Genomic DNA, 14831 nt, shown 5'->3' with positions numbered 1-14831 from the left:
ATTCGTACTACTTGGTTCTTTTTTAAGCTTGCTCCTCAAATCGTCTTGCAATTTCTACAATAACTTGCACTGCTTTTTCCATAGTATCTACCGAAACATACTCAAATTTACCGTGATAGTTTTCACCACCAGTGAAAATATTCGGCGTCGGTAATCCCATATATGATAATTGTGATCCATCTGTTCCTCCGCGAATCGGATGAATATTTGGTTCAATGTCTAAACTTTTCATTGCTTCATACGCAATATCAACAATTTCTCTTACCGGTTCAATTTTTTCAAGCATATTATAATATTGGTCATTCATCTCTAAAACGACTGCATCTTGTCCATACTTCTCTTGCATTTGCTTCACAATATTTTCAATGTTATGTTTACGCGCTTCAAAATTTTCACGATCAAAATCTCGAACAATATAATACGCTTTACTTTGCTCGACATCACCATTTAAAGAAAGTAAATGATAGAATCCTTCGTATCCTTCAGTATACTCTGGTGCATCTTCCACTGGTAAATGCCCGTTAAACTCCATAGCCAGTTTAGTTGCGTTACGCATTTTATTTTTCGCTGTTCCAGGATGTGTATTTGTTCCGTTAAACGTTAACTTAGCACCTGCCGCATTAAAGCTTTCATATTCTAAACCACCTAATGGACCTCCATCCATCGTATAAGCAAATGACGCGCCAAACGCTTCTACATCGAAATGCGCTGGTCCACGGCCGATTTCTTCATCAGGTGTAAACGCAACTCTAATTTTCCCATGTTTAATTTGCGGATTATGTATTAAATAATTCATTGCAACCATAATTTCTGTAAGACCAGCTTTATCATCTGCTCCTAGCAGCGTTGTACCATCAGTTGTAATAATCGTATGCCCTTTATAAGATGGTAATTCTGGGAACTGTTCCGGCGTTAACACAACATTCAGCTCTTCATTTAATGTAATCGCATTACCATCAAAGTTTTCATGAATTTGTGGTTTTACGTTTTTCCCCGTAAAGTCTGTCGCTGTATCTAAATGTGCTAAAAAGCCGATTACAGGAACATCCTTTTCCGTATTAGCAGGAAGTGTTGCCATTACATAGCCATTATCATCCATCGTTACTTCTGTTAACCCAATTTCTTTTAGCTCTTCCACTAATAACCTACCAAACTCAATTTGTCCTGGTGTTGTTGGCACTGTATGACTGTCTTCATTTGATTGCGTATCAATCTTTACATATCTCGTAAATCTTTCAATAAGCTCTTGTTTCAAATGTATTCACTCCCTTTTATATTTCTTTCTCTATTATAATCCTTGAGACGAAATATTTTAACTTTTTTGACTGTGAATACGTATATTTCATTTTAATATTTTTTTTAAAACTAAAAAGGTATAATATTTGTACATTAAAACCCTAACATGTAACATACATAATTATAAATATGGGAGGTATTAAAGATGAGGCTAACTCTCTTTCGCTATTTTCTTTTTTTCTTAGGTCTAATTTTCTTTGGGCTTGGAAATGCTCTTGCAGTCAAAGTTAAATTTCTCGGTTTGCACCCTTGGGAAGTTTTAAATATAGCTCTCTATCAAAGGTTTGGGTGGACCATTGGTACGTGGAGTGTCATATGTGGGTTATGTCTCGTTCTAATATCTTTACTAGTAGATCGAAAATATATAAATGTGGGTACATTTTTGAATACACTACTTATCGGTCCCATTATGGACTTTTTCTTACAATCAAATATGCTTCCAGACGCTAGTAGTTATTTATGGATTAACTTACTCATTTTATTTTCTGGTATTGCCATTACAGGTATTGGGGGAGGTATGTACGTTGCAGCCGGGATTGGCGCTGGACCTCGCGATGGATTCATGCTTACTATTTCCGACAAAACAGGACTTTCTATTAGCCATGCTAGAATCATAGTAGAATGTATTGTACTAGTTATTGGATTTATGCTAGGCGGTCCTATTTTCATCGTAACTTTTCTGTACACTTTTATTCAAAGTCCAATCTTTCAGCAATCATTTAAGATGTTTCAAACACTTTTACATACTTTACATAACAAAAAGAAAATTAGTGAACATATTTAAAGTACAGCTTACTACAAATATATTCACCCTATTTACGGCTCTCACCGTAAATAGGGTGTTTCTGTTTTTATCTCACAACTTAAGAATATATACTACTCATTCACAATAAAAGTATATATATCGTCATAAATACAGCCATTCACTTTAATCACATACTTCCCAGGTTTATTAAAACTAATTGTGTATTTATTTAGCTGAATTGCTTCTTTATCTCCAGAAAGAACATCTATACTTCTACCACTCAATACATAAAGCTCACTTTGATTCATCGTTACATCAATTGTATTGAAATTACCCTCTTTCACTTGTTGCGTTTCTGCAGCGCTTACATTTTGTTCTAAAAACAGTAATCCACTTAATCCAATTGTACCCGCTAAAGCTACTCCCACAAATTTTTGTATCTTTTTCATCACTATGACCTCCTTATATATTTAGTGCAAGGACAATATTCCCCCTTACACCACAAAGCCTATATGTAATGAAATGAAAAGTAAACGGGGACCATAAGACAAAATTCTACATCTTTTTCTCCAATTGAATATAAATCCAACGTTTGGAGTTTTGACACATTTAAAATTGTTTCCCTAAACCAATTTCCCCCTAATTTATTCAAATACTGAATAATTACTTATTGATTTAACATTCTAAAAATAGTTGATAAAGATGCTTTCTATTCAAATAAAAAAAATGTTGCTATAAAAGTAACTTTTACAACAAAATCCATGCAACTAATTTTATTCCGCTTTCCATAATCTTTCTACATTCATTAATTGTTCTTCTTTAAACTCCATCTTATATATATCCGGTTTTGACGTATTCATTAAAAATTCAAAACCATATTGTTTATCAAAATAGTTCATCATTAATGTCATGACAAGCCCGTGTGTACCAATTACAATTTTTCGTCCTTGAAAATCCATTAAGATTTCTTTTAATACTTTCACTACTCTTCTCTGGCAATCTGCATATGACTCTCCTTCCGTTCGTGCAAAGTCCGGATTAGAGAACATCTTCTGTACAAGTGGATACACCTCTTTGTCTGATATAACCTGATCCTCACTTGAAAACATACACTCTTTAAGATTTTCATATACTACTATTTCTTTTTCATGGAAATTAGCTGACTCCTCTATCGTTAACATAGCCCGATTATAGGGACTGGAAATAAAAGTATCAATCCTCTCCGCTTTTAATATGTCAGTTACTCTACGGGCATCCATATGTCCCTTCTCAGTTAACCCGCGCCTTCTTTCATTTTCTTCTAGTTTTGGTGATTCACCATGTCTAACCATATAGATATACGTATTCATAATTCCTCCTTGAAAATATTTATAAGTTAATACATCACGTTCATTTATCCCATCTCAACACTTAAGCGTAATCGTAATACTTAACATTCTTCTTTAAAATACTTTATAAAATGGGTTGATTTGTTCGTCTAATCCATTCTCCTACTAAACTCTCGAATAATTCAGGCTGTTCAATTTGTAAATTATGCCCTGCCATATCTAACACCGCTAATGTTGCTCTTGGATACTCTTCAATAATTCCTATAATATTTTGATAACCTACTGATATATCTTGTCTTCCAGTCAGTAAAAGAACGGGCTTTTCATATTTTTCACGCTGAAAATCCATAGTAAGAGGGTAATTCTTTTGCAATCTTTCAATAAATTCATAATTAGCAACATCTAACCCAGGCTTAATTTCCTCTTTAAATCGCGTATATGTATATTCATTTGCTATCACTGCTAACTCACAAAATTCTTCTCTTTCCGTGGAAGTGAGCGTCTTTAAAAAGTCCTCATCTTGTACAATTAACTGTTTATCTGGAAGTATCCTTTTTTCTGGCTCCGCTACAACAACAGGGCATACTAATAATAATCCATTCACTCTCTCAAACATCTTTGTAAGTATACCTCTGGCTAAATAGCCTCCATATGATTCTCCTACCAATAAAAATTTTTCAGTAGAAATGATTTCCTCAATAAATGTGATAAGCACTTCTACTATACGATCTGAACTATTTATCCAATCTGGAGCATTCGATTTTCCCATTCCAGGTAAATCAATATATATTCGCTTATAACCTTCATATTTCTGAAATACTGATTCCATACATTTCATCATTAATCTATGGTCAGGGGTGCAGCCATGTATGATAATGACCGGTTTACCCTCTCCCACAATTTCATAGTATATTTCTGCATCTTTAATTCGATATATCATAAGAAACCCTCCCTATTTAGTGGAAATACTATCCACTCTGTAAGAATACACTTTCTTATTTTATATCCTTTTAATATTTTTACAAATATCAATTTTCAGATTATAAAACCGAAAAGCTTCCCCTAATTTTATTACTTAGAAGGAAGCCAATAGTTTTTATCCTATCGAGACTTAAAACTCTATTCTTCTATTTTCATTAACACAATTCTCCAACCATCCGGATCTTCTATCGTTATGCCCTTATCTTTCCAATATGGATTTTCTGGTGCTACTTCATCATACCCCATTGCAAACAGCCTTTTACTCATTTTTTCTATTTCACTATCTTCTTGCATATAAAATACAAGTAAATTATCTTTCGTTGGAGCTGGGCAAGGGCTTCCTTCTTTATGTCTTGTAAATTCTAAATGATATTCTTCATCTGGTAGTCCAAACATGATCCCATCATAGCCTTCATGATCGTAAAATTCACCTATCCGCTTTAAACCTAATCCTGTTTCATAGAATGCTATAACCTCTTCAAACTTATCTGTTGGACGTGCTATTCGAAACTTCACCCAATTTTTCATGCTCTTCCTCCCATACTAAAATCGTAATGAATGGTCTCTTTATTATTGTATACACACAACATATTTCTGAAATCCTGCATTAGTATGAAAAGAAATAGATACAAAAGTATTACTTAATACTACATAACAAAAAAATCATCATCTTACATGCATTTTTGCATATTCACTTGCAAACTATTAAAAAACCATTAGAATTTACGGAATGACTAAATATACAAATTCTATATGAATCTCTCATACGTAAAAACTATACAGTGTAATATTTTTTTATTCTATAATTATTACACTCTTTAATTTCCTTCTCAAAAACATGATTTTTATAAGGAAATCTGATACAATCTTCAAGTAATATCCTTACGTATAGATATTATAAATTCTGTACATTTTTTAAGAAGGTGATCGTTTTGAAATTCAATAAAAATTTACACTTATGTATATTAACAACAACTTTAATTTGTTACTTTAGCTATTGTCTTATATATTTCTTTATATTCCCTAATCACTTTTCTGATTTCAATGTACGCTTCTCTTCACTCATAGTTGAAAGCATTACATTTATTTCATTACTATACTCTTTATATTCAAAGAAGGTCCGTGCAAATCTCTTTTGGATTTGTATTACAGTTGCAATGGGCAGTTTTTTATTCGGGAAAATGCTATTTACATTTCAACATGAATATTTTCAATTTCCAATTCATTATTTTACTATTTCTGACATGTTTTACATGATATTTCTATGCTTCTTTTTTATCGCTTTCAGCTATAAAATTTTAAAAGAATGTAATAAATGGGAAAAGGCTTTCTTTATTTGTGATATATGTATAGTGCTCACTTCCATACTAACATTAGAATGGTATTTATTTAATCAACCAGATTCAAGTATATTGACGCTTCCAATAGGAGAGATTTTCCTTTCATTTCTATATCCAATTGCAGATCTACTCTTTCTACTACTAGGTATTATTCTCTTTTTCCGCCCTACAGTTTTTAAATCAAAATGGAGAATGTATATCTTTATTTCTGTGTTAATAAGCTCTGCAGTTTTTAACTATATTTATTTTTACTTACATACTCTTTTATCGGCTGATGCGATGGCATTATTACGACTTTTATATAGAGTACCTTTATTACTTATCGCAATAGCTGGCTCTATCCCGAAATCTATTAATAAAAACACAAGTAATTTCACTATAAATCCTATACTAGGGGAAAAAGTTTTAGTCTTATTTCCTTATCTTGCTGTTGCAATCTTAATTGGATTTACACTTAAAGAACAAACATCATCATCAATCCTGATTACAGGAAATTGTATTACTTTTGTATTCGTACTCATTCGTCAATCCATTGTACATATGCAAAATAAAAAATTAACACAACGTTTACAACTATTTAATGCTCAACTAGAAGAAAAAGTTACTTTAAGGACTACTGATTTGGTCCAAAAATCAAAAGCTTTATCGCAAAAACAACAAACATTCAAATCATTGTATGAATATCATCCAGATCCTATTTTTACGATTGATTTAAACGGTACGTTCTTAAATGTAAATAAAGCAGGAAGTATTCTACTCGGAACCACAACTAGTGATTTACTTGGTGAGACTTGTCTTTCTATTATTTTAGATGAAGATAAGCATAAGCTTGTATCGGCATTAGAAAAAGTAAAAAAGCAAGAGCCTACTTCGTTACAACTACGTTCTCAGTATAAGAACGGTTTTACTTATTTTTTATACGTTACTATTGTTCCTATTATGATAGACGAACATATTTCCGGAAGTTATATTATGGTGAGAGATATTACATCCTCCAAAAAACAACAAGAAGAAATAAAATATTTAGCTTTCCATGACACTGTAACGAAAATTGGGAACCGTGCCTTTTTCCAAAAGAAATTAAAAAGAGTTATAAAAAATGCTAAAACAACAGAGAGTGAGTTTGCTTTATTATATTTAGATTTAGATCGTTTTAAAGCAATTAATGATACACTTGGACACTCGTCAGGGGATTACATATTAGAAGAATTAGCAAAGCGATTCCAATCATGTCTTCCATCACATACTCATTTGTCAAGAATCGGTGGTGATGAATTTACAATCATAATTGAAAACTATACTGACGAAGATTTCTTATTCCAATTATGTAACCAATTATTTGAATGCATGAAAAAACCGTTTGTCATACATGAGCATAAATTAACTTTATCACTTAGTATTGGCATCGCTATTTATCCACATTCTGGAATCGATACCGCTACACTTCTAAAAAACGCTAATATCGCAATGTATGATGCAAAAGCAAAAGAGCTTAACTCTGTCTCTATTTATGACGATGTAATCGCTAAAAAAATTGAAAGACGATTACGATTAGAAAAAGATTTACCAAACGCACTACAAAATGAAGAATTGTTCCTTTACTATCAACCTCAAGTTGATAGTAAATCTAATAAAATTATCGGTGCAGAAGCTTTAATTAGGTGGAATCATCCTGAATTAGGTATTATTTCTCCATACGAGTTTATTCCTATTGCAGAAGAAACACTACAAATTATTTCCATAGGTAAATGGACATTACAGCAGGCTTGCGAGCAAATGAAACGTTGGCACGCACTCGGATATTCGCATTTAAAAATAGGTGTAAATTTATCTGCTAAAGAATTTGAACAAGAGGATTTTGTAAAGTCTATTTCTTCTACTTTAGCAAATACAGGTTTACCAGCAAGTTCTCTCGATCTTGAATTAACAGAGCGAATTGCAATGATGGATGAGCGAGAAACATTGATAAAACTGCGTACACTAAAAAGTTTAGGGATTCACATTTCAATCGACGACTTTGGTACAGGTTATTCTTCGCTAGCCTACTTACCTTTATATCCAATTGATACGTTAAAAATCCCGAGAGAATTTATCACAATGTCTGAAACATGTGATGATGGAATGGAAATTATTAAGACGATCATCACATTAGCAAATACATTAGGAATGTCTGTCATTGCTGAAGGTGTAGAAACGAAAGAACACGTAAATTTCCTTCAAAAAAATAAATGTCAGTTTATTCAAGGTTATTATTACAGTAAACCTATTCCTATTCATACGTTTACTGAGCTATTAGAAAACGGCATTCACCCATAGTACAGAGCTAATCAGAATAAGTAATAATGAATTTGAACAAATATAGTAAAAAGGAAAGAAGATACCTTCTTTCCTTTTGTTTTTCTATTTACATTTCTATTACTTCACCACTTTATTTATTATATCTATTAATTGATGAATCCCCTCATCATTTGTTTTCTTATATCCATTCATGTTTTGAATATATCTCTCCTTATTTGTATACAACTTATTTACTGCATGTATAAATGTATTCGTACTTACTCTGTCTTGGAGTATAACTTCCGCATATCCTTGCCGTGAAAAATATTCAGCATTTAAAACTTGATCTCCCCTACTGGAACTGTTAGTTAACGGGATAAGCAACATCGGTTTCTTCAAAAATAATAATTCAGAAATAGCAGTAGAACCCGCTCTGGAAACTACAACACTTGCCATATTTAGTATATGCGGCAACTCGTCCCCTATATATTCAAATTGCATATACCCCTCTATACCAATAGATGAGTCTACCTTCCCTTTACCGCATATATGAATAATATTAAAGTTTAATATTATTGTATCTAAACTTTCCCTTACCATATCATTTATCCACTTAGCACCTTGACTCCCACCCATAATTAACAATACTGGTTTATCTTGCTGAAATTTACAATAGCTTCTTCCTCGTAATACGTTACCCCTCTCAATTTCTTCCCTTACAATTGGTCCTACATAAACCTTCTTCTCATTCCTTACATTTTCTCCTGTCTGAGGAAATGTTGTACATAGCTTTGTAGCAAAAGGTAATGCTATTTTATTGGCAAGTCCTAATGTACTATCTGGTTCACGTATAATTATAGGCACACGATTTAACCATGCCCCTATAGCTACAGGAACTGAAACAAATCCTCCTGCTGAAAAGATAACGTCAGGCTTTGTTTTCTTAATTAATTTATAACTTTGTAAACAACCACGTATAATTTTAAAAGGATCTTTAAAGTTCTCCCAATCCCAATATCTCCTAAGCTTGCCCGTTGAAACACTATTGTATTTAATATTTTGCACTAATGATTTTTCAATTCCATTTTTGGATCCAATATACTCGACTCTCCATCCTTGCTCTATAAATTTAGGGATTAATACAATATTAATCATAACGTGTCCGGCTGTACCGCCCCCAGTAAAAAGAATCGTTTTGCTCATAACTTATATCCACCTTTATATTTACCTTTTTAACTGTAAATAAACTTATTATTTTTTATATAAATCTTTAACTCTACCTCTATATCTTGTAAAAGATCTTTGATAAGTTCATAAAAATCATTTCCATACTCACTACACTCATATTGAGCAAAGACTTGGATTACATACCTAGTTTCCGTCTCTAATGCTGACTTTATTCGATTAACCTTTTTTTCTTCTACATACGCTCGATATTTATTTATTGCCTCATAAAGACGCAAAATATGCGCTTCTTCATCTCTCCAGTCCAGCGTATCAACAATTGAAAGAAATAGCGTATTTTGATTATCTATTACTTCATAACCATTCATATATTTCTTACACCCTTTTTTGTTCTTCATTGCATGCAGATGTCACTACACTTTGCATATTCAAGTACATCTTTTAATGATTGATGAAATTGAATTTCTGGGATCCAACCTAACCTTTTTATTTCTCCTATTGCTAAACTCTCATTTGAGTCGCTCTCACTTTTCTCTGTTTCTTCTATGAAAAAATTTAGCTGTGTTAATTCTTTATATTGTTCTAGTACATCTAATAAAGATCGTTTTACTCCTGATCCGATATTATATTGTTTTCCATTTATTCCATCTTGTAATAACACATGGTACGCTTTAACCGCATCACGTACATCTAGAAAATCCCTACTATCTTTCAAACTGTTTACTTCAATAATGGCTTTACTTCTACCTGATTCTATATCTATCATTTTCTTTGCGAGAATCGAACAAATGCCATTCGATACCCCTGGACCAATTAAGTTTGAAGGCTTTGCAATGATAATATTTGAATCCATTAACTCGCCCCAAGCCTCTGCAATAATGACTTGCATCGTTTTACTTAAACTATATGGATTTGAAATTTTCATTTCGTTCATACTATCTGCTTGCAAAGCAGATCCTATAACTAATGTTCTACAATGCGGGGCTTCTTGCTTAATTGCTTCTAATAAATATAACGTCCCTATTACATTAATCTCTACATATTCAAGAGCAGCTGTCCAAGACTCTATGACCGAATTCCTTCCTGCTAAATGCAATACATAGTCTGGCTTTATTTGTTTTATTACCTGCATTACTTCGCTCTTATTAGTTAAATCACAAGTAATACCATTTCTAACTTTTTCTCTATGTGTACGATTTTGAAACATAGGAATTACATGAAAGCCCTGCTCTAAAAAATATTGGCAAGCATGACGTCCTGTGAAACCATTTGCACCAGTTATTAAAAGGCTCGCATTTTTTTTCATCGTAAAAACCCTCCTTTTAATAACATTTGTTTCACCTCATGTTTTGCAAGTAAGTCTTGTTGAGAACTAAAACTCTTTACATCCACAAGCGGATAGCTAGCATAATATTCTTGAAGCCCTTCTATAGGAATAGTCGGTAGTACTACAAAATAATTTTGATCAAAACTTATACTTGTTTTACTCTCTACCTCAGATAAAAGCATTTCACTTAATTTTTCACCCGGTCTTATCCCTACCTCTTTTACCTTAACGTTTTCTTTTTCCGAATCTTCAATTAATACTTCTGCTAAATCTGTTATTTTACATGCCGGCATTTTCATAACAAAGATTTCCCCGCCTCTACCTTGATATACGGCTTTAAATAACAATCCAACAGCATCTTCAACTGTTAAGAAAAATCTAGTCATATTCGCATCGGTAATCCCTACTTGTGAAGATCTTTTAATTTGTTGTTTAAAAAGCGGTACTACACTTCCACTCGTCCCTAAAACATTTCCACCACGAACACAAATGAATTTTGTTTTCTTCGTTTGCACATTCGCATGAACCATTAACTTTTCACCAATTGCTTTTGTCATCCCATACGTATTTGATGGATCGGCTGCTTTATCCGTTGAAACATATATAACTTTCTCCACTTGCATCTGTATAGATGCTTCAATTACATTTTGCGTACCATGTATATTGGTTTTTATAGCTTCATAAGGATAATACTCACATACTGGAACGTGTTTTAAAGCTGCAAGATGGAAAACATAATGTACGCCTTGGCATGCATAGACTAGTTGATCCTTGTCACGAATATCTCCAATAATAAATTTTAATCTATCATCATTTATAAACTGTTGCTGCATTTCAAACTGAACCGTTTCATTTCTTGAAAAAATCCTAATTTCTTTCGGTGATTTTTCTAATAGTTGTTTTATAAGTTCATGTCCCCACGAACCTGTACCACCAGTAATTAAAATTATTTTATTTAGCATTCCTTTTCCTCCTACAAAACACTTCAATTAAAATTGTATTTATTGAATTATTTTCAATTGATTCAAATCATAATCGTCGTTTGTTACATTTAATTGACAAAATAAAAAAACAGAAACTATTAAACATAGTTTCTGTTTTTCATTTCACCTTACAACAGCAAAATTTTTTATACTGTTTGCATGATAACTACATTCCTTGTAAAAAAACACCGCTCATTTATTTCTTATACTCGTAATAAAATAAATAGAATGATTCATAGCCAATAATCATGTTTAAATTTATAAAAAAAGGGAGGTAACGGAATGTACCGAAGCAATTCAAATCATACATATAACGGACTTTCCAAAGTACTGCCTCTCTCCCTATTCGATGTAAAGAATGAATTAAAACAAAAAAGCAAGATCATGCCTTCTGGCACGATTTATAAATTAACGACAGAAGAGCAACTCATCATCAACAAAATAAAAATACAAACAGAACGGCTAAATAAAAATAATGTTACAAGAACACGCGCATACTACCAATTTTACATTCAATATCCAGAAATACATTGGGCACTACTTGGGCATATGGTATCACGTAACGGCGGTTGGAATATGACTGATTTAAAGGGTGATTTATATACGAGAATTTTATCAGAGAAAGATCAACTCATATTTTTTTCTTTTTTAGAAAGAGGGAATTGGCTCATTTTCCAAGATGTATATCCTCAATTTTTGCTTTACGAACAAAGTGTAAAAAGATCACAAAAGCTATTTCACCTTCTCCCTCACCTAAACGTTTCTACATTTATGGAAACGATGTGGAACGATTTTTGGAAAACAGGTAATAAAAAAACATTAGCGATTGCAACTATTATTAATGAACAAAACTACTTAGAAAAAAGAGTGATTCAAAATGTACACTTTCAAAAGACTGTACTAAATAGTATTGGATTTAAACTCTTTGATTTTTTTCAGTTTAATCATATCCTTTTCCCATTCTACGAAAATGATAAGAGACAAAAAGTATTACTATTTGGGGATACAATGAAGCATTTTACTTCCTTACATGAACGAATCTTAATCGGAAAAAGGTTGTATTCATTATTATTTCGGGATACACATGTTTTATCTCAAATAATTAGCTGGGCTCAACACCATCCACATACAGGATCAAGGAAAGATTACTGGCCTCATTTATTTTCAAGTGTAAATGAATCTTTTTCCCGTGAGTTTTATAAGCGCCGAATAAAGAAATGCCAGTTACGTAGCAGCGCTTATCGTATATACAGCCCTGAACTCATCTATGCATGGCGAGATATGAAACATGAAGAAGGTGACAGCGAAGATTGGTTTACGGACTGGCAAGTTGTAAATTACTTAGTTGATAAGGAGGAAAATATACATGGACAAATTACAGAAGACTACTGTAAAACACTCGAAAAAATTGAACTCGCAATTCTCGCAAAGAAAAACGTCCTCCTTCGAGAAGAAGAATGATTTTCTAGCATTAATAGTTACAATCTTTCTCTCTTCTATTATTGGAACTTGCTTAGATGCTTTTTTTGTTCATAAACAAATATATTCCTTTCCGGTTAGGCCCTTCTCATCCACATTTTCGGTTAATATAGCTTTCACATTATTCGTACTGCCGATTTTAACCGTTATCTTTATACACATTTCAAAAAAATTATCTAAAGTTTCTAGAATTCTATTTATTATTTCAATAGGTATTTGTGCCAGTATTTTTGAACAAATTGCTGAAAGTTTAGGTTTATTTGTACATAGTACAAATTGGAACCATACATATTCTTTATTTGGTTATATGATTTTTCATTCTTTTATTTGGAACGTATATAACTGGATAAAAAAATAAAGAGGCCATTATAGGTCTCTTCTTAAGCATACTCTTCCGTTACTGCTAATGGTGCCAGAGTTTGAAGGCTTTTAGAGCGTAAACGATAGGCAACGACTTTCTTCTTATATTGCTTAATAACATCAACATGTTCCTCGTAGCTATATAGAGAAAATCTCATCTCTTTATTCCCTTTCTTCGTATCAATGACTATTGGTATCCCTTCTCCGTGTGGCGGGAAATAATGTTTATCTAAAAATAAAGCCTCATTAAATTCATGAAGAACTTGTAGTTTCATTTCTCCTTCTATATTCTTTCCATCTATCGATATAGAGGTATTCTCCTCCTCAAGCTTTTGATGCAATTCAAATTTACTAATAATTGATTCTACAACAGAAGTAGGCATACTAGAAACTAATACTTTAATAGCTCCAAAAATAAATAATGTAACCATAAACCATGTTGTCATTTTTATCATCTCCATTACATTTAAAAAATAATTTTCGTTCCATATGGTAGTAATATACTAATGAGTATTCCTGTTACAATCATCGTTACCGAACCGATTGTAGCTTCTTTCTCGCCTTCCTTCACTAAACGACTCACCCCGATAATATGTGATGCACAGCCCATTCCAACTCCTTTTCCAATCGTACTTGTTATACGGAAAAACTTCAGTACTGTAGGTCCGATAATAGCACCTGTTATTCCTGCAACAACTACAAAACTAGAAGTCATAGATGGAATACCTCCAATTTGATCCGCTAATGAAAGAGCAATAGGCATCGTTGCTAATTGTGGTAGAGTAGTTAATATAAGTTCCTTATCTATATTTAAAATTCCACCAATCACTACATTCATACTCGCTACAGCCACTATACCTATCACTACACCGATAAGTATCGATAAAAAATTTTTCATAAGTATCTTTCGCTCTTTAAATAGAGGGATAGCTAACGCTACAATTGCAGGGCTCAAGAATCCTGAAAGAATGTCTCCCCCATTTTCCTTATAATCTTGATGCGAAATTCCTAATGTAAGGAATAAGCAAATCATAATCGCTGTTACCGTTAACACTGGTAAAGTGAATGGAAACGTAATTTTTTTATATAACTTTGTCGCAAATATATATATTATTACAGTAATAAAAATTAAGAGCATTTCAATAACGCACCTTGTCGATTTTATTTTTAGATGTTACTAGCGATTGACTTACATAACCTGAAACAATCAATGTTACTACCGTACTTGCAACAACTAAAAGAAAAATACTACTCCCCTTACTTAAAAGAAAATGTCCATATTCCATTAATCCCGTTGTCGAAGGAATGAGAAATAACGGTAAAAATACTATTAATTTTTCCGCACCTATCTCAAACCACTTTAATGGTAAAATACGAGTAGAAAGGAGTATGAACAAAATTAACATCCCTATTAAACTTCCTGGCATCGAGAGTTCGAAAACTTTCTGAATCCATAGACCAGCTAAGCTAAATACATATAGCATTCCTACTTGAAGTAAAAGCTTTACATACTTCATTGCCTTCCCTCAT

At 32.5% G+C, this 14831-nt stretch carries 16 protein-coding genes; 4 read left to right on the top strand and 12 right to left on the bottom strand.

Annotation, left to right across the window (positions count from 1 at the left end; all coding sequences use genetic code 11):
* Positions 1–22: 22 nt before the first annotated feature.
* On the bottom strand, positions 23–1255 hold the full coding sequence (gene pepT / locus COK05_RS20685) for a peptidase T (protein WP_098614049.1): 1233 nt from the start codon (positions 1253–1255) through the stop codon (positions 23–25).
* Between the two features lie 186 nt (positions 1256–1441).
* Between pepT and COK05_RS20680 the strand changes: the two genes are divergently transcribed.
* Positions 1442–2080, top strand: a complete 639-nt coding sequence (locus COK05_RS20680; RefSeq protein ID WP_098614048.1) for a YczE/YyaS/YitT family protein — start codon at positions 1442–1444, stop codon at positions 2078–2080.
* 92 nt (positions 2081–2172) lie between these two features.
* Here the strand turns inward: COK05_RS20680 and COK05_RS20675 are convergent, their stop codons facing one another.
* The 4 genes from COK05_RS20675 to COK05_RS20660 all read right to left on the bottom strand — a co-directional run bounded on the left by COK05_RS20675 (position 2173) and on the right by COK05_RS20660 (position 4878).
* Positions 2173–2490, bottom strand: coding sequence for a hypothetical protein (locus tag COK05_RS20675; protein ID WP_098614047.1), 318 nt, complete (start codon positions 2488–2490; stop codon positions 2173–2175).
* A gap of 324 nt (positions 2491–2814) precedes the next feature.
* Complete coding sequence (locus COK05_RS20670) at positions 2815–3390, bottom strand: histidine phosphatase family protein (protein ID WP_098614046.1); 576 nt, start codon at positions 3388–3390, stop codon at positions 2815–2817.
* Positions 3391–3493: 103 nt separating this feature from the next.
* Entirely contained in the window at positions 3494–4309 is an 816-nt protein-coding gene (locus tag COK05_RS20665; protein ID WP_098614045.1) for an alpha/beta fold hydrolase, read from the bottom strand.
* A 179-nt stretch (positions 4310–4488) separates the two neighbouring features.
* Positions 4489–4878 carry a VOC family protein gene (locus tag COK05_RS20660; protein WP_098614044.1) on the bottom strand — a complete coding sequence of 130 codons (390 nt, stop codon included), beginning with the start codon at positions 4876–4878 and terminating at the stop codon, positions 4489–4491.
* 404 nt (positions 4879–5282) lie between these two features.
* On the opposite strand from COK05_RS20660, the gene COK05_RS20655 reads away from it, so the two are divergent.
* Positions 5283–8006: a GGDEF domain-containing phosphodiesterase gene (locus COK05_RS20655; protein ID WP_141539189.1), complete on the top strand. Its 2724-nt coding sequence runs from the start codon at positions 5283–5285 to the stop codon at positions 8004–8006.
* A gap of 99 nt (positions 8007–8105) precedes the next feature.
* On the opposite strand, the gene COK05_RS20650 is transcribed toward COK05_RS20655, so the two are convergent.
* From COK05_RS20650 to COK05_RS20635, 4 genes are read right to left on the bottom strand one after another with little or no spacing between them, the layout of a single operon-like run.
* Complete coding sequence (locus COK05_RS20650; protein WP_098614042.1) at positions 8106–9170, bottom strand: undecaprenyldiphospho-muramoylpentapeptide beta-N-acetylglucosaminyltransferase; 1065 nt, start codon at positions 9168–9170, stop codon at positions 8106–8108.
* Between the two features lie 29 nt (positions 9171–9199).
* Complete coding sequence (locus COK05_RS20645; protein ID WP_098614041.1) at positions 9200–9550, bottom strand: DUF6572 domain-containing protein; 351 nt, start codon at positions 9548–9550, stop codon at positions 9200–9202.
* A complete protein-coding gene (locus COK05_RS20640) occupies positions 9547–10458 on the bottom strand; it encodes an NAD-dependent epimerase/dehydratase family protein (RefSeq protein WP_098614040.1) in 912 nt (303 codons plus the stop codon). The genes COK05_RS20645 and COK05_RS20640 overlap by 4 nt, the downstream gene beginning before the upstream one ends.
* The gene (locus COK05_RS20635) at positions 10455–11441 is read right to left on the bottom strand and encodes a UDP-N-acetylglucosamine 4,6-dehydratase family protein (protein ID WP_098614039.1); all 987 of its coding nucleotides are present in this window, start codon (positions 11439–11441) and stop codon (positions 10455–10457) included. Before COK05_RS20635 ends, COK05_RS20640 begins: the two co-directional genes overlap by 4 nt.
* 303 nt (positions 11442–11744) lie before the next feature.
* Between COK05_RS20635 and COK05_RS20630 the strand changes: the two genes are divergently transcribed.
* Complete coding sequence (locus tag COK05_RS20630) at positions 11745–12923, top strand: DUF2515 domain-containing protein (protein ID WP_098614038.1); 1179 nt, start codon at positions 11745–11747, stop codon at positions 12921–12923.
* Positions 12829–13299, top strand: coding sequence for a CBO0543 family protein (locus COK05_RS20625; protein ID WP_098614037.1), 471 nt, complete (start codon positions 12829–12831; stop codon positions 13297–13299). Before COK05_RS20630 ends, COK05_RS20625 begins: the two co-directional genes overlap by 95 nt.
* A gap of 22 nt (positions 13300–13321) precedes the next feature.
* Here the strand turns inward: COK05_RS20625 and COK05_RS20620 are convergent, their stop codons facing one another.
* Genes COK05_RS20620 through COK05_RS20610 form a run of 3 tightly spaced genes read right to left on the bottom strand, consistent with a single transcriptional unit; the run spans position 13322 to position 14818 of the window.
* Positions 13322–13747 carry a YfmQ family protein gene (locus COK05_RS20620; protein WP_098614036.1) on the bottom strand — a complete coding sequence of 142 codons (426 nt, stop codon included), beginning with the start codon at positions 13745–13747 and terminating at the stop codon, positions 13322–13324.
* A 20-nt stretch (positions 13748–13767) separates the two neighbouring features.
* Positions 13768–14439 (bottom strand): LrgB family protein, encoded by a 672-nt coding sequence (locus COK05_RS20615; protein ID WP_098614035.1) that lies wholly within the window; start codon positions 14437–14439, stop codon positions 13768–13770.
* 1 nt (position 14440) lies between these two features.
* A complete protein-coding gene (locus COK05_RS20610) occupies positions 14441–14818 on the bottom strand; it encodes a CidA/LrgA family holin-like protein (RefSeq protein ID WP_098614034.1) in 378 nt (125 codons plus the stop codon).
* Positions 14819–14831 lie beyond the last annotated feature (13 nt).

The sequence above is a fragment of the Bacillus cereus genome (genome assembly GCF_002567495.1).
GTDB lineage: Bacteria > Bacillota > Bacilli > Bacillales > Bacillaceae_G > Bacillus_A > Bacillus_A cereus_AQ.
The sequence above is the reverse complement of the archived record's forward strand: the minus strand, read 5'-3'. Positions and strand labels throughout refer to the sequence as shown.

Excerpts from the sequence above, each read along its gene's own strand:
- COK05_RS20610 (WP_098614034.1), bottom strand. The coding sequence starts at position 14,818 with ATGAAGTATGTAAAGCTTTTACTTCAAGTAGGAATGCTATATGTATTT.
- COK05_RS20615 (WP_098614035.1), bottom strand. The coding sequence starts at position 14,439 with ATGCTCTTAATTTTTATTACTGTAATAATATATATATTTGCGACAAAG.
- COK05_RS20675 (WP_098614047.1), bottom strand. The coding sequence starts at position 2,490 with ATGAAAAAGATACAAAAATTTGTGGGAGTAGCTTTAGCGGGTACAATT.
- COK05_RS20630 (WP_098614038.1), top strand. The coding sequence starts at position 11,745 with ATGTACCGAAGCAATTCAAATCATACATATAACGGACTTTCCAAAGTA.
- COK05_RS20670 (WP_098614046.1), bottom strand. The coding sequence starts at position 3,390 with ATGAATACGTATATCTATATGGTTAGACATGGTGAATCACCAAAACTA.
- COK05_RS20665 (WP_098614045.1), bottom strand. The coding sequence starts at position 4,309 with ATGATATATCGAATTAAAGATGCAGAAATATACTATGAAATTGTGGGA.
- COK05_RS20645 (WP_098614041.1), bottom strand. The coding sequence starts at position 9,550 with ATGAAGAACAAAAAAGGGTGTAAGAAATATATGAATGGTTATGAAGTA.
- COK05_RS20680 (WP_098614048.1), top strand. The coding sequence starts at position 1,442 with ATGAGGCTAACTCTCTTTCGCTATTTTCTTTTTTTCTTAGGTCTAATT.
- COK05_RS20650 (WP_098614042.1), bottom strand. The coding sequence starts at position 9,170 with ATGAGCAAAACGATTCTTTTTACTGGGGGCGGTACAGCCGGACACGTT.
- COK05_RS20640 (WP_098614040.1), bottom strand. The coding sequence starts at position 10,458 with ATGAAAAAAAATGCGAGCCTTTTAATAACTGGTGCAAATGGTTTCACA.
- COK05_RS20620 (WP_098614036.1), bottom strand. The coding sequence starts at position 13,747 with ATGACAACATGGTTTATGGTTACATTATTTATTTTTGGAGCTATTAAA.
- COK05_RS20660 (WP_098614044.1), bottom strand. The coding sequence starts at position 4,878 with ATGAAAAATTGGGTGAAGTTTCGAATAGCACGTCCAACAGATAAGTTT.
- COK05_RS20635 (WP_098614039.1), bottom strand. The coding sequence starts at position 11,441 with ATGCTAAATAAAATAATTTTAATTACTGGTGGTACAGGTTCGTGGGGA.
- COK05_RS20625 (WP_098614037.1), top strand. The coding sequence starts at position 12,829 with ATGGACAAATTACAGAAGACTACTGTAAAACACTCGAAAAAATTGAAC.